At 66.3% G+C, this 13,626-nt stretch carries 14 protein-coding genes; 7 read left to right on the top strand and 7 right to left on the bottom strand.

Features of this window, described 5'->3' with window-relative positions:
* Nucleotides 1-17: 17 nt before the first annotated feature.
* From PLC66_RS10500 to PLC66_RS10485, 4 genes are all read right to left on the bottom strand, one after another.
* Nucleotides 18-866, bottom strand: a complete 849-nt coding sequence (locus PLC66_RS10500; protein ID WP_324540096.1) for an EAL domain-containing protein — start codon at nt 864-866, stop codon at nt 18-20.
* 41 nt (nt 867-907) lie between these two features.
* Entirely contained in the window at nt 908-2,191 is a 1,284-nt protein-coding gene (locus PLC66_RS10495; protein ID WP_324540094.1) for an NAD(P)/FAD-dependent oxidoreductase, read from the bottom strand.
* Between the two features lie 10 nt (nt 2,192-2,201).
* Entirely contained in the window at nt 2,202-2,522 is a 321-nt protein-coding gene (locus PLC66_RS10490) for a c-type cytochrome (RefSeq protein WP_324540092.1), read from the bottom strand.
* A 120-nt stretch (nt 2,523-2,642) separates the two neighbouring features.
* Entirely contained in the window at nt 2,643-2,903 is a 261-nt protein-coding gene (locus tag PLC66_RS10485; protein ID WP_324540090.1) for a hypothetical protein, read from the bottom strand.
* 181 nt (nt 2,904-3,084) lie between these two features.
* Here PLC66_RS10485 and PLC66_RS10480 point away from each other — a divergent pair, with 181 nt between their 5' ends.
* From PLC66_RS10480 to PLC66_RS10455, 6 genes are all read left to right on the top strand, one after another.
* Entirely contained in the window at nt 3,085-3,408 is a 324-nt protein-coding gene (locus tag PLC66_RS10480) for a type 2 periplasmic-binding domain-containing protein (protein ID WP_324540088.1), read from the top strand.
* 194 nt (nt 3,409-3,602) lie between these two features.
* Nucleotides 3,603-4,790, top strand: a complete 1,188-nt coding sequence (ssuC, locus tag PLC66_RS10475; protein WP_324540086.1) for an aliphatic sulfonate ABC transporter permease SsuC — start codon at nt 3,603-3,605, stop codon at nt 4,788-4,790.
* Nucleotides 4,791-5,009: 219 nt separating this feature from the next.
* Nucleotides 5,010-5,846 (top strand): sulfate ABC transporter permease subunit CysT, encoded by an 837-nt coding sequence (cysT, locus tag PLC66_RS10470; protein WP_324540084.1) that lies wholly within the window; start codon nt 5,010-5,012, stop codon nt 5,844-5,846.
* A gap of 1 nt (nt 5,847) precedes the next feature.
* A complete protein-coding gene (gene cysW / locus PLC66_RS10465) occupies nt 5,848-6,756 on the top strand; it encodes a sulfate ABC transporter permease subunit CysW (RefSeq protein WP_324540082.1) in 909 nt (302 codons plus the stop codon).
* Nucleotides 6,753-7,847, top strand: coding sequence for a sulfate/molybdate ABC transporter ATP-binding protein (locus PLC66_RS10460; RefSeq protein WP_324540080.1), 1,095 nt, complete (start codon nt 6,753-6,755; stop codon nt 7,845-7,847). Before cysW ends, PLC66_RS10460 begins: the two co-directional genes overlap by 4 nt.
* Nucleotides 7,844-8,773 (top strand): CysB family HTH-type transcriptional regulator, encoded by a 930-nt coding sequence (locus PLC66_RS10455; RefSeq protein WP_324540078.1) that lies wholly within the window; start codon nt 7,844-7,846, stop codon nt 8,771-8,773. Before PLC66_RS10460 ends, PLC66_RS10455 begins: the two co-directional genes overlap by 4 nt.
* 94 nt (nt 8,774-8,867) lie before the next feature.
* Here the strand turns inward: PLC66_RS10455 and PLC66_RS10450 are convergent, their stop codons facing one another.
* The gene (locus PLC66_RS10450) at nt 8,868-9,302 is read right to left on the bottom strand and encodes a hypothetical protein (protein WP_324540076.1); all 435 of its coding nucleotides are present in this window, start codon (nt 9,300-9,302) and stop codon (nt 8,868-8,870) included.
* Nucleotides 9,283-9,891, bottom strand: a complete 609-nt coding sequence (locus PLC66_RS10445; RefSeq protein WP_324540074.1) for a nucleotidyltransferase domain-containing protein — start codon at nt 9,889-9,891, stop codon at nt 9,283-9,285. The genes PLC66_RS10450 and PLC66_RS10445 overlap by 20 nt, the downstream gene beginning before the upstream one ends.
* A 211-nt stretch (nt 9,892-10,102) precedes the next feature.
* Here PLC66_RS10445 and PLC66_RS10440 point away from each other — a divergent pair, with 211 nt between their 5' ends.
* On the top strand, nt 10,103-11,638 hold the full coding sequence (locus tag PLC66_RS10440) for a cryptochrome/photolyase family protein (protein ID WP_324540072.1): 1,536 nt from the start codon (nt 10,103-10,105) through the stop codon (nt 11,636-11,638).
* A 245-nt stretch (nt 11,639-11,883) separates the two neighbouring features.
* Here the strand turns inward: PLC66_RS10440 and PLC66_RS10435 are convergent, their stop codons facing one another.
* On the bottom strand, nt 11,884-12,717 hold the full coding sequence (locus PLC66_RS10435) for an alpha/beta hydrolase (protein ID WP_324540070.1): 834 nt from the start codon (nt 12,715-12,717) through the stop codon (nt 11,884-11,886).
* Between the last annotated feature and the right edge of the window lie 909 nt (nt 12,718-13,626).

Here is a 13,626-nt window from a genome sequence, read left to right as displayed (position 1 = left end):
TGTCTCACGGTGACTTATCAGAAGGCGAAGCGATCGAGCACATAGCGCTCTGCACGCATGATCGCAGCACGCTGGGCCGGCAGACCATAAGCGTATCCCTGGACCAGCACGCCCGCGGGCAGGACACCGTCCAGCTTGGCCTCGAGGCGGGTGACGATGACGCTCGCGCGCTCGCGCAGGCTCACCAGCCAGGCCAGGCGGGCGCGCCAGTCATCGGCAAGGAACAAGCGAGCACTGTCGACCTTGACGAACTGGGCCGGCACCCGACTGGAGAGTGCCTGCCACTGCATCGGCGAGTCGACGTTGATCGCCACCTGAAAGCCGTTGTTGCGGTAGTTGCGTAACACGAAGGCCAACAGGTCGGGCTGAGTGCTCGCCTCGAGCGGCGTCTCGATGACGATGCGCTCGGGCGGCAGATCAAGTGCATCCACCACCTTGCGGAACGCCGCACCATGATCGCCGCTGACGGCGGCGAGCAGGCGGCCATGCACCTTGAGGAACAGCAGGCTGTCGCCTTCGACCGAGCTCAGGAAGTTGAGCGCATGGACGGTCCGCGCGACGCGATCGAGCGCGACCAAGCGATTATCGTCGGCGTTGGCCGAGAACAGCGTCCATGGCGACAGTGCGCGCTCGCCGCTGCCAAGGATGCGCAGGTACGCCCCATAGCCGATCGTGCTGCCGTCCGGCGGCAGCACGACCGGCTGGAAGACGCTCGACAGTTCGCAGCCGAACCAGTCGCCGACCACGCCACCATCGGCCAGGCGGCGCAGCTGCCGTCCGCCTTCGCGCTCGAGCGGCAAGCGGTCGAGGAATTCACGAGCTCGTCCTGCAAGGGTGCCGGATGCGTTTTCCACGTCCTTATCCATTTTCTTGTCTCCTCCTGCACGCGCCCTACCGGGCCCGTGCCTCAGGTCAAGGCATCGGCCCAGATGTTGCGTGCCCACGCCAGGGCAAACTTGCCCTCGAGATCATTGGCGACGGCCGACAGCCCGCCCGCCCCCTTGACCGGCAGTAGCGTGTTCTCCTGCGTGTCGAACTTGTGCACCGAGGCCACATGCACCACATCGCGATCGGAGACGAAGCTGTAGCAGGTTTTGGCGATGATCGGCGTCGGATTCGGTTCGAGTCCGGTGAGGCTGGCGATGACCGCATCCGCAGCCACCTTGGCGTGGTTGTTAGCCATGAAGCCGGACTTCGGCATGCCGGGCGCCGACGCGGTCGCGTCGCCGATCACATGCACGCCGGGCACCGCAGTCGACTCGAAAGTACGGAAATCGACCCCTGCCCAACGCCCGCCGACGTTGGCGAGCGGGGCGGCGATGCGCCCGCTGCGCTGCGGCGGGATGACGTTGAAGAGATCCGCGCGCACGCTCTCGAACTCGAGCCTGGCCTCTTTCGAGCGCACATCGAAATCCTGCAGCACGCTGTTTGCGCGGTATTCGATGATGCCCTTGTAGCGCTCTTCCCAGGCCTGAAGGAACAAGGCCTTCTTCGAGGTGATATCCGGGTTGCCGTCGAGGATCAGCACCTTGGCGCGCGGCTTGTGCTGCTTGAAGTAATGGGCGATGACGCTGGCGCGCTCGTACGGACCCGGCGGGCACCGATAGGGCGCCTTCGGGATCGAGATCGCGAACACGCCACCGTCGGGCAAGTCCTCGAGCCGCTTGCGCAACGCCACGGTCTGAGCGCCCGCCTTCCATGAATGCAGCACCTGCTGCTGGGCCTCGGCGTTGTTCAGGCCGGGAATCTGCTCGTAGAGGAAGTCGATGCCGGGCGCGACGATCAGCCGGTCCCAGGGCAGCGGGTCGCCCTTGGCAAGACGGACCTCGCGCTTGTCGACGTCGATGGCCACGGCTTCATCGCGCACCAGGCGCACGCCGTACTTGGCCAGCCCGTCATAGGCGAGGGTGATGTCCTCGATCTGCTTGACCCCCGCCAGCACCAGGTTGCTGATCGGGCAGGAAACGAAGTTTTGGTTGCGCTCGATGAGCGTGACCTCGAGGCGCGGCTCCCACTTCTTCAGATACTTGGCGGCGGTCGCGCCGCCAAAGCCGCCACCGATGACGACCACGCGCCCCGGCGACGCACGGCCGACGGCGGTCGCACATGCACCGACGCCCACTCCGGCACCCAGCGCAGCGGCCAGTCCGCCAGCGGCCTTGATGAAACCTCGACGATCGAGTGTGCTCATGTCCGCCTCCTCAGCGCTTGGATTGGGCGGCAAACCACTGTGCCAGCCGCTTCAGTTCATCGTCCGTATAGCCCTTGGCATGCTGGTGCATGACCGTCGCCGGGCGTACGTCGCGCTTGAACTCGATGAGCAGCGTGAAAAGCTCGTCCGCGCTGCGTCCCGCAAGGCTGGTCATGCCGGCCTGGGCATGACCGTCGGTGCCGTGGCAGGCCGCGCAGGCGGCGGCCCACACACGCACCTGGCGATGGCCGGGTTCGGCCTGCGCCGGAAAGGCGCAAACGAGCGTCGCAGCGGCCACAAGGGCCGCAAACGCGCGAGCAGGAATGGGCATGTCATGACTCCGGATGGGTTCGATGTGGCGGATGCTCGCCGATCCGCCGCCGAAACCGAACGAAGAAATTCTGCAGAGATATCCAGGCCCGCAGATTAGGCCCACGCGACCGCGACCCGCTCAGGACCGACGTCGCCGCCAGCGCGCAATTGCCAGCAGCAGCGCCGCCCCCAGGGCGGCGCCGGCCGCCAGTCCCGTCCAGCTGCTCACCGGCACCGGGTTGCGCACCACGATGTAGAGCAGCGCCGCGGGCAAGGCGATCGCGAAGGCGACGTTGCCGCCGTCGCGGGTGCGCACCAGCATCACACACACGGCATAGAGAAAGCGCATCAGCACGACCAACAGCAGCGCCAGCAGGAAATTGCCAAAGAAATCCGTCACCGCCCTCTCTCCCTGAACAAGCCGGCACGCGCGAACCGACTCACACTGCGGCCGCTCGCATTGTATTCGGCAAGCAACAACACAAGAACCTGCAAACGATTTCAGCATTCCCTCGATAAGCAAAGCGGATTCTCTTCGTTCGGGGCAAGCCGTCCGCATCGTGGCCGACGGCAGCGGGCTCGTGAACAACTACAACTTCTATATCGCGTCGCGCCCCTTCGTGGAAAAGTACCCGCAGGTACTCGCCTCGGCGCTCGAGGCGATCAACGAAACCGGCGAATGGGTAGCGCAGAACCAGAAAGAAGCGGCTGCCATCGTCGCCCCGCAGATCGGCCTGCCGGTCGAGATCGCCGAAGTGTCGGTGTCCCGCTACGGCTACGGTGTCAAGCCCCTCACCGAGGACGTGATCCAGCACCAGCAACAGATGGCCGACACCCTGGCCGATCTGAAACTGATCCCGAAGCGGCTCGACGTGGCTTCGGTCGTCTGGCGCCCGGCGCGCTGACCCGCTCGCGATGACAGGACAGACAATGAGCAGCGAAAGCCCCTTGAACACCCTTTGGTTCCTGCCGATGGCGGAGCGTGACGCGCAGCCACCGGCACACGATTCCGCCCACCCCCGGGGGCGGATTGCCCCCATCGGCGAGATCGTGGGGTATGCGCATCACCCCAAGCCTGCCCAAAGCTGGGGGCTGCGCAGTGTCGAATCCAGAACCCACTCTCGCTGCCCGCGGCCTGGCGCGCATCGGCCCTTGGCTGGTACCCGTGGCGATCCTCGCGGGCTGGCAGCTCGCCGCTCAACTCGGCTGGCTGTCGACCCGTATCCTGCCCGCGCCCTCCGCAGTGCTCGCCGCAGGCTGGTCGCTCGCCGCCTCGGGCGAACTGCTGACCCATATGCAGGCCAGCTTTGCCCGCGCCGCGATCGGCTTCGCCATCGGCGGCGGAATCGGCTTCTTCTTCGGCCTGATGAACGGATGCTACCGACTGGCGGAGAATCTGTTCGACACCACACTGCAGATGGTGCGTAACGTACCTCACCTCGCGCTCATCCCGCTGGTCATCCTGTGGTTTGGTATCGGCGAGGAGGGCAAGCTCTTCCTGGTCGCATTGGGCGTGTTCTTCCCGGTGTACCTGAACACCTTCCACGGCATCCGCTCGGTCGACGCCGCCCTGGTGGAGATGGGACGGTCCTACGGCCTGTCGGGCTGGTCGCTGTTCCGTCATGTGATCCTGCCCGGTGCCTTGCCAAACATCCTCGTCGGTGTGCGCTACTCACTCGGCTTCATGTGGCTGACGCTGATCGTGGCCGAAACGATTGCCGCCAGTTCGGGCATCGGCTACATGGCAATGAACGCGCGCGAGTTCCTGCAGACCGACGTCGTCGTGCTGGCCATCCTGCTCTATGCCGTGCTGGGCAAGGCAGCCGACGTCGCCGCACTGGCGGAGGTCGGCCTTGCCGACCGTGCAGGTGAATGGCCGTCTCGCCTGTCGGGCGGGCAGCGGCAGCGTGTCGCGCTTGCCCGGGCACTGGTCCACAAACCACGCCTGTTGCTGCTCGACGAGCCGCTTGGCGCACTCGACGCGCTCACCCGTATCGAGATGCATGCACTGATCGAGCGCCTCTGGCAGACGCAAGGCTTCACCGCACTGCTCGTCACCCACGACGTGTCGGAGGCGGTAGCCCTTGCCGATCGCGTGCTGCTGATCGAGGACGGCACGCTGGCACTCGATCAGCGCGTCGATCTCACGCGTCCGCGCGACCGCAGCAGCCCGCGCTTCACCAGGATGGAGGACGAAGTCCTGCGGCGTGTGTTGCAACACCCTCCCATCGAAGATAGGCCGCAAGCCCCGTCAGCGCCGTTCGGAGCGTGGCGCTGGGCTGCGTGATTAGCAGAAAATAGAATAAGCAACGCGGTTTTTATTATTTTTTTGCCCTGCAACATCTCGATAGACTCCGGCTCATTCCCCTCTGCCGGAGTCAAAAGTGCACAACAACACAGCCTCATCAGTACTTCGCCGCGCCCTTGCGGCCCTGATCCTCGGTAGCGTAGCCTCGTTCGCAGTAGCCGACGGCGGCATCTTCGACCAGATCGCGGTGAAACGCTGATGGCCGCAGCCCGAACCTTTCGCGTGCTGCCGGGCTTCAATCTCACGCTCGGCTACACGCTCGGCTACCTGTCGCTGATCGTGCTGATCCCGCTCGCCGCGGTGTTCCTGAAGACGGCCGAGCTGAGCTTCGCCGAATTCTGGGACGTCGTCACCTCGCCGCGGGTGGTGGCGTCCTACAAGCTGTCCTTCGGCATGTCGCTCGCGGCAGCGGCGATCAACGCGGTGTTCGGCCTGATGCTGGCGTGGGCGCTGGTGCGCTATTCCTTCCCCGGCAAGAAGCTGATCGATGCGCTGGTGGACCTACCCTTCGCGCTGCCCACCGCGGTGGCCGGCATCTCGCTGACCGCGTTGTACGCGAAGAACGGCTGGTTCGGCCAGTTCCTCGAGCCGCTCGGCATCCAGGTCGCGTTCAAGCCGCTGGGCGTACTGGTGGCGCTGGTGTTCATCGGCCTGCCCTTCGTGGTGCGCACGGTGCAGCCGATCCTCGAGGACCTGGACACCGAACTCGAGGAAGCCTCGGCGAGCCTCGGCGCGCAGCGCTGGCAGACCTTCCGCCACGTCATCATGCCGATCCTGTTCCCCGCGCTGCTGACCGGCTTCGCGCTCGCCTTCGCCCGTGCCGTCGGCGAGTACGGTTCGGTCATCTTCATCGCCGGCAACATCCCGATGGTGTCCGAGATCACCCCGCTGATGATCATCACCAAGCTCGAGCAGTACGACTACACCGGCGCCACGGCGATCGCCACCGTGATGCTGGTCCTGTCCTTCATCCTGCTGCTCGCCATCAACGGCCTGCAGGCATGGACCGCCAAACGCACCGGGAGGGACCGCTGACATGGCTGGCGCAACCACACTTCGCATCGGCGCGGGCGTCCACGCCGGCCAGACCCGCTTCGAGGCGCGCGCGGCAACGCGCGAAACGCCCTTGGTGAAATGGCTGATCCTGGGCACGGCGCTGAGTTTCTTCGCGATCTTCCTGCTGATGCCGCTGATCGCGGTCTTCGTCGAGGCCCTGCGCAAGGGCTTGGAGACCTATGTCAGCGCGCTGGTCGACCCGGACGCGCTGTCGGCCCTGCGCCTGACGCTGCTGGCCGCGGCGATCGCCGTGCCGCTGAACCTGGTGTTCGGCGTGTGCGCGGCGTGGGCGATCGCCAAGTTCGAGTTCCGCGGCAAGCACTTCCTGATCACCCTGATCGACCTGCCCTTCTCGGTGTCGCCGGTGATCGCCGGCCTGATCTACGTGCTCGTGTTCGGCGCCCAGGGCTGGTTCGGCCCATGGCTGTCCGAGCATGACATCAAGATCATCTTCGCCGTGCCGGGGATCGTGCTCGCCACCGTGTTCGTCACCTTCCCCTTCATCGCCCGCGAGCTGATCCCGCTGATGCAGGCGCAGGGCAAGGAGGAAGAGGAAGCGGCGATCGTGCTCGGCGCCAACGGCCTGCAGGCCTTCTGGTATGTGACCCTGCCCAACATCAAGTGGGGCCTGCTGTATGGCGTGATCCTGACCAACGCCCGCGCCATGGGCGAGTTCGGCGCGGTGTCGGTGGTGTCCGGTCATATCCGCGGCCTCACCAACACGCTGCCGCTGCATGTCGAGATCCTCTACAACGAATACCAGTTCGCGGCCGCCTTTGCGGTGGCCTCGCTGCTGGCCCTGCTGGCCCTGGTGACCCTCGCCCTCAAGACCTGGGTCGAGCATCGCGCCGCCGCAGCCCACCGCCTTTCACAGGACGACGCATCATGAGCATCCAGGTACGCAACATCGACAAGCGCTTCGGCAGCTTCGTCGCCCTCGACAACATCTCGCTCGACTTCCCCACCGGCCAGCTCGTCGCCCTGCTCGGTCCCTCGGGCTGCGGCAAGACCACCCTGCTGCGCATCATTGCAGGGCTGGAACAGGCCGACGCCGGCCAGGTGCTGCTCGACGGCGACGATGCCTCCGGCACCCATGTGTGCGACCGCCAGGTCGGCTTCGTGTTCCAGCATTACGCGCTGTTCCGCCACATGACGGTGTTCGACAACGTGGCCTTCGGCATGCGCATGAAGCCGCGCGGCAAGCGCCCGTCCGAGAAGCAGATCAAGGACAAGGTGCACGATCTGCTCAACCTGGTGCAGCTCGACTGGCTGGCCGACCGTTTCCCCTCGCAGCTCTCCGGTGGCCAGCGCCAGCGCATCGCGCTCGCCCGTGCGCTGGCGGTGGAGCCGCGCGTGCTGCTGCTCGACGAGCCCTTCGGCGCGCTCGATGCCAAGGTGCGCAAGGAGCTGCGGCGCTGGCTGCGCAAGCTGCACGACGAGCTGCATATCACCTCGGTCTTCGTCACCCACGACCAGGAGGAGGCGCTGGAAGTGGCCGACCGCGTGGTGCTGATGAACCAGGGCCGTGTCGAGCAGGTCGGCACGCCAGAGGAGGTCTATCGCCACCCGGCGACGCCCTTCGTGTATGGATTCCTCGGGTCGGTGAACTTCTTCCACGGCCGGGTCGAAGGCGAGGGGCTGCGCGTCGGCGACGAGCATCTGCAGCACGGTGTCGGCGCGCTCGACCAGGGCGCCGAGGTGGTGGCCTTCGCCCGCCCGCACGAACTCGAGATCGTGGTCGATGGCGGTGCCGGGCAAGGTATTGCCGCCCGCATCAGCCGCGTCCTCGCCTTCGGCGTGACCGCCCGCATCGAGCTCGACGGCGTCAACGGTGCAAGCGGCCAGCACTTCGAGGTCGAGCTCACCCGCGAGCGCGTCGCCGCGCTCGGCCTGCACGAGGGCCAGCACGTGCGCCTGCTGCCCTCCCGTCTCAGCGTCTTCGAACAACAGCACACGGCCGCAGCGGGAGCCGCACGATGAACTTCCAGCAGCTGCGCATCATCCGCGAGACGGTGAGGCGCGGGTTCAACCTGACCGAGGTGGCGAACGCCTTGTTCACCTCGCAGTCGGGCGTCTCCAAGCACATCAAGGACCTCGAGGACGAGCTTGGGGTCGAGCTGTTCACGCGCAAGGGCAAGCGCCTGCTCGGCCTCACCGAACCCGGCAAGGAGCTGGTGGTGATGGTCGAGCGCATGCTGCTCGACGCCGCCAACATCAAGCGCCTGGCCGAGCAATACAGCAACGCCGACCAGGGCCAGCTCACCGTCGTCACCACCCACACCCAGGCGCGCTACGCGCTGCCCAAGGTGGTGGCCGCCTTCAAGCAGGCCTTTCCCAAGGTGCACCTGAAGCTGCACCAGGGCAGCCCGGCCGAGATCGTGCAGATGCTGCTCGACGGCGAGGCCGACATCGGCGTCGCCACCGAGGCCCTGGCGGACGTGCCGGAGCTGGCCTCCTTCCCCTACTACGGCTGGCAGCATGCAGTGGTGGTGCCCGCCGGCCACCCTCTGGAGGCGGTGCAGCCGCTGACGCTCGAGGCCATCGCCCAGCACCCGGTCATCACCTATCACGAGGGTTTCACCGGCCGCACCCGCATCGACAAGACCTTCGCCGCCGCGGGACTGAAGCCGGCGGTGGTGATGTCCGCACTCGACGCCGACGTCATCAAGACCTATGTCGAGCTCGGCCTGGGCGTCGGCATCCTGGCCTCGATGGCCTTCAGCCCGGAGCGCGATCCCGGGCTGCGCATGCTCGACAGCAACGCGCTGTTCGCCGAGAACGTGACCCGCATCGCGGTGCGCCGCGGCCACTACCTGCGCGGCTTCGCCTACCGCTTCATCGAGCTGTGCGCGCCGGAATTGACCGAGGCGGTGGTGTCGCATGCGGTGGGAGAAGTGAGCAAGTAGCGCTCGGCGGAGAGCTCAGCTCCCGGAGTGCGGTCAAGATACCGGACGCTGACCGCGATACTGGATTCCGTGCCGCCGAGGAGGCCGATGGTTCTCATGGCGCTGAGCCCTTTCCCACAAGCTTGTCGACGGCGAGTTCCAGTTCTCCGGCAATTGCCAGAAGATCGGCCACCAGGCGGGGATCGACGTCGAAATACCCCTCATACTCGGCGAGGTTGCGCTTGTTGTGACAAAGATCGAGTACGCGCCACTTCGCGGCGGGAAAGCCCAATGTATGCGGCAGGGCCTGAAACACGAGGTAGCGGTTGTCGGATCGATAACCATGCCAGCGCAGCGCCGCCAATGCATACGCATGCGCGGCGTTGTAGGTGAGGTCGAACACGCTCTCGACGCTCAAGCTCGGGGTGCGTGCATCTGCGAGACGACGACGCGCCGACCGCAGCAGCCCCTCGATCTCGCTGCGACTGGGCGGTTCGGCCTTGAGGCCTCCCTTGCTGATGCGGGCGAGGTTATCGAGTGGGGAGGTCACCGCCGTCTCCAATCAGAAATATCTTTGCTTGCTCGAGCACGCGCAGCACGAAACTATTACCTTCCTGAAGTTTTGAGGCGAGATCGGCCGAGGTATAGAGCGTCGGGTTCACCCTGCGCCCTAGCTGGGCTTCGACCGCCGCCAGCACCTCGTAAAGATCGGTATAGCCAAGCTCATCCGAAACCAGAAAAAGGTCGACGTCGCTCGACGCCGTGTCGCTTCCCTTGGCGACCGAACCGTATATGAACGCGACCCGGATCTGCTCGGCGAAACCTTCGAGCGCGCCCTTGAGCACGTCAGCGAGGCCGAAGGTCTTGACCACAATGCTGCGCAACTCCTGGAAGATGGGCGCCTCCGGGTTGGCCTGATAATGCTTCTGGTTGCCGATCTGGGTCACCGTGACCAGTCCGCTCGACACGAGTTTTTCGAGCTCGCGCTGTAGTGCACCACGCCCGCTTGCGGTGAGTCGCAGCAACTCGTTCCCATAGAACGAGCGCGCCGGCTGACCGAACAACAGGCTGAGCAAGCGCTGTTGCAGGCCGGAAAAGAGGGCATTGCCGAGGGCTGTGGCGCTGTCTGTGATCCCCATGGCGGGGATTATAGTCCCCAAAAAGGGGATGCTAGCGACAAGATTTGCGTACGAAGCGGGAGGACAGACGACGCCAGAGGCCGCCCGCCGCCGGGAACCATGTAGCTCGTCACCCATCGCAGAAAACATCCGTTTCACGATGCTCAACCGGGGCCGGGAGCTCGCCCACTTCGCCCCCCACTGCCGCACCTCAACGCTCCCGCGCTGGCCCATGACAACCCTCCGCCTCATCCTCGGCGACCAGCTCAACGCCGCCCATTCCTGGTTCCGCAGCCCGCGCGCCGACGTGCTGCACGTGATGATGGAGGTGCGCAGCGAGACCGACACCGTGCGCCATCACGCGCAGAAGGTGCTGGCGATCTTCGCCGCGATGCGCGCCTTCGGCTCCGCGCTGCAGGCCGCCGGCCACCGGGTGCGCTACCTGAAGATCGGCGATGCCGACAACCGCCAGGCCTTCGCCGCCAACCTCGCCTCGGTAGCAGGCGAATGCGGCGCAACCCGCTTCGAGCGCATGGAGGCCGACGAATGGCGGATGGAACGGCTGCTGGACGAGGCCGCACAGGCGCTTGCCCTGCCGCATGAGGTGGTTGGCAGCGAGCACTTCCTAGCCGACCGCGCCGAACTCGCCCGGCGCTTCGCCGCCAAGGTGCCGCGCATGGAGTTCTTCTACCGCGACATGCGCCGCCGCCATCGCATCCTGCTCGACGCCGAGGACGCCCCAGTGGGCGGCGTGTGGAATTTCGACGCGCAGAACCGCCAGAAATGGCCCGGCGATCCGCCCGCGCCGGAATGGCCCTGGGCTGGCCACGACCTGACGGCGCTGTGGGACGAGATCCTTGCTGCCGGCGTGCAGACGATCGGCGCGCCGCACGCCGGGCGCGTGCGCTGGCCGCTGACCCGGCGCGAGGCGCGCGCCGGCCTCGCGCATTTCGTCGACCACGCCCTGCCCGGGTTCGGCCCCTACCAGGACGCGATGAGCACGCGCTCGACGACGCTGTTCCACTCCGGGCTGTCGTTCGCGCTCAACGTCAAGCTGCTGCATCCGCGCGAAGTCATTGATGCCGCGGTCTCAGCCTGGCAGGCGGGCAAGGTGGAGCTGGCGAGCTGCGAGGGCTTCGTGCGCCAGATCCTGGGCTGGCGCGAGTTCGTGCGCGGCGTGTACTGGGCGCGCATGCCGGGCTACGCGCAGGGCAACGCGCTCGACGCCCACCGTCCACTGCCGGCCTGGTACTGGAGCGGCGAAACGAAGATGAACTGCCTGCACCACGCGGTTTCGCAATCGCTCGATACCGCCTACGCCCACCACATCCAGCGCCTGATGATCACCGGCAACTTCGCCCTGCTCGCCGGCTGCGACCCGGACGAAGTCGACGCCTGGTACCTCGGCATCTACGCCGACGCCTTCGAGTGGGTGGAGATGCCCAACACCCGCGGCATGAGCCAGTTCGCCGACGGCGGCGTAATCGCCAGCAAGCCCTACGCCGGCGCGGCGAGCTACATCGGCAAGCAGTCCGACTACTGCAAGACCTGCGCCTACGACGCCAAGCGCCGCCACGGCGCCAGCGGCCGACCCGCCTGCCCCTTCAACAGCCTGTACTGGGACTTCCTGCTGCGCCACGAGGCGCGCTTCGCGCGCAACCCGCGCATGGCGATGCCCTACAAGGCGTGGACCAAGATGGACGAAGCCGAGCGCGCCGCCACGCTGGCGCAAGCGGCCCATTGGCTGGCGCGGCTCGATCATCTCTGAATCCCCCCGCGCACGAGATCGAGCGCCCGCAGCAGCCCCCCGGTTGCTGGCGTCATGGCGAATGCAAGGACCGCGCACCCGCATTTGCGGACAGCTGCCGTCATGATGCGAATCGCATCATTGCCAGCCCCAAAGTTGACGTCCGTGCAACAACGACCTACCCCGACCACAAGAGTCGGCCGTCGTCGGCGTTACCACAACGTCGGTGCGGCGCTCAGTCGAAACCCGTAGCGGAAAGTCCTGCGCTAATCGAGCAGGAAGTCCCGGATCAGTTCGAGCCGCGCCCGGCGCGTATCGCTGTCGCGGTCCATGAACGGATGAGCATAGTCGGCGCGCACCTCGGTGCGTGCGCCCTGCGTCGCCGCGCGCTCGACCATTTCGGCCGAATCGCCCACCGGCACCACGGTGTCCCGTTCGCCGGCGATCAGCAGCATGCGCGAGGCATCGTCGGGCAGGTTGACCACCGGATCGTACTGCTCCGGGCAGCCGAGACCGGAGACGCGGCTGGGTGCGGAATCGATCACGGCACGGTCGTATCCGGCGCCGGCGCCGATCACGTTGAGCATGACCACGCCGCCGAAGGAGATGCCGTACAGCAGGCGCTTGCCGCCGGTCGGCGCGACGAGTGCGTCGGCCATTTCGCGGTAGTCGCCGACGATCGCCTGCAGCCGCCGCCGGCCCTCCGAGGCGCCGTAGCCGCGGTAGTCGAAGATGTAGACGTCGAGCCCCGCCGCGGCGAAGCCGGTCAGGCTCGTGAGCAACTGGTCCGCGAGCATGGCGTTGCCCTGCGCGACCAGCAAGGTGCCGGCGGTAGCGCCGTCGGGCGCGGTGCTGCTGAGCTTGTAGCCGCGCAGCACGCGCCCGTCGCGGGTGCGGTAGGTGGTCGCCTTGGCGTTGGCAACGGCCTCTGCCCGACCGGGATCGGGCTTGCCGGCGAAGCGGCTCCAGATCATGAAGACGAAGGCTTCCTTGGGCCAGCCGCAAACGCTGACCTCGGGATCAGGCGAGCTCCCTGCCGATGCGCACCCGCCAAGCATCGCCGTCAGGCAGGCGGAAAGCCTGCGCCAGATGGGTCTCATCGAACGCGCTCCAGTCCGTGTCGCCCGTGCGCGGCGGAGAAGCGCAGCGCCTTCCGTCGCAGGGCACCGCCACGATAAGTCACGGCGTTCGCCAGCGTCCAGATCCATAGCCTGGGCAGCACCGCTCGCGAAGGCGACAAGCGCTCCCACATGGCAAACGCCGTTGAAATCCAGACGCTGCAGGACAGGTCCAGCGCAAGCACGGTAGTGCAGGCAGAAACCTCGGGGTCGGGTCTGGACTCGTTGCCGATCGAACTCTGCGTGGCGGGACGCTCCAGCTTGCAAGCCTCAACTGAGTTGCCGCGGTAGGCGGACTGCAGCCGGCCCGTTGCTGTTACGCAGCATTCTCCAAAGCGGTCCTTCGCCGAACCTCTCGTTTTGCAAGCCTTGACGCTCCGAAGCTGCCGTTGGTGACCTATCACTGCCGGCCATCACCTGCCGTTGGCGATCCCGTCAGAATTTCCCTCGTCGGATGGTCCTGGATGACCGGTTTACGGCGACCAACTCGGCGCTCTCGTTGGCTCCACCCGGCCATCACCGGCCGTTGGAGATCCGGCCAGGATTTCCCTCGCTGGATCGCCTTGGGTGACCGGTTTACGGCGGCCAACTCGAACCCCGCCTTGGCTCGACCCGGCCATTTGCTGCCACACATGGTAGTAGCAGAATCGTCATTCCAGCGACCGGTGAGCTCCGGAACCAGCCATAGAGCGAGCTGAGGCCAACGTGGCTCGTAAGTTGGCCGGCACTGCGCTCTTGAAGCCGATGCTCACCAGCTCTGCCGTCAGTGTCGGGCAAAAACCGCCGCGCTTCCGTCAAGCCCGACCAGGAGTGTCTCATAGGGTTGCGGGGTCGACGTCTCCATCCCCGGCGACCCCTGCGGCATGCCCGGCGTAGCCAGTCCGATGGCCT

Source organism: Thauera sp. (genome assembly GCF_035444905.1).
In the GTDB taxonomy this organism is placed as follows: Bacteria; Pseudomonadota; Gammaproteobacteria; order Burkholderiales; family Rhodocyclaceae; genus Thauera.
This window is presented reverse-complemented; position numbering and strand designations above follow the sequence as displayed.

Bases quoted from the DNA above. Each gene is read 5' to 3' on its own strand.
- PLC66_RS10500 (WP_324540096.1), bottom strand. From the start codon at position 866: ATGGATAAGGACGTGGAAAACGCATCCGGCACCCTTGCAGGACGAGCT.
- PLC66_RS10495 (WP_324540094.1), bottom strand. From the start codon at position 2,191: ATGAGCACACTCGATCGTCGAGGTTTCATCAAGGCCGCTGGCGGACTG.
- PLC66_RS10490 (WP_324540092.1), bottom strand. From the start codon at position 2,522: ATGCCCATTCCTGCTCGCGCGTTTGCGGCCCTTGTGGCCGCTGCGACG.
- cysT (WP_324540084.1), top strand. From the start codon at position 5,010: ATGGCCGCAGCCCGAACCTTTCGCGTGCTGCCGGGCTTCAATCTCACG.
- cysW (WP_324540082.1), top strand. From the start codon at position 5,848: ATGGCTGGCGCAACCACACTTCGCATCGGCGCGGGCGTCCACGCCGGC.
- PLC66_RS10460 (WP_324540080.1), top strand. From the start codon at position 6,753: ATGAGCATCCAGGTACGCAACATCGACAAGCGCTTCGGCAGCTTCGTC.
- PLC66_RS10455 (WP_324540078.1), top strand. From the start codon at position 7,844: ATGAACTTCCAGCAGCTGCGCATCATCCGCGAGACGGTGAGGCGCGGG.
- PLC66_RS10445 (WP_324540074.1), bottom strand. From the start codon at position 9,891: ATGGGGATCACAGACAGCGCCACAGCCCTCGGCAATGCCCTCTTTTCC.
- PLC66_RS10440 (WP_324540072.1), top strand. From the start codon at position 10,103: ATGACAACCCTCCGCCTCATCCTCGGCGACCAGCTCAACGCCGCCCAT.
- PLC66_RS10435 (WP_324540070.1), bottom strand. From the start codon at position 12,717: ATGAGACCCATCTGGCGCAGGCTTTCCGCCTGCCTGACGGCGATGCTT.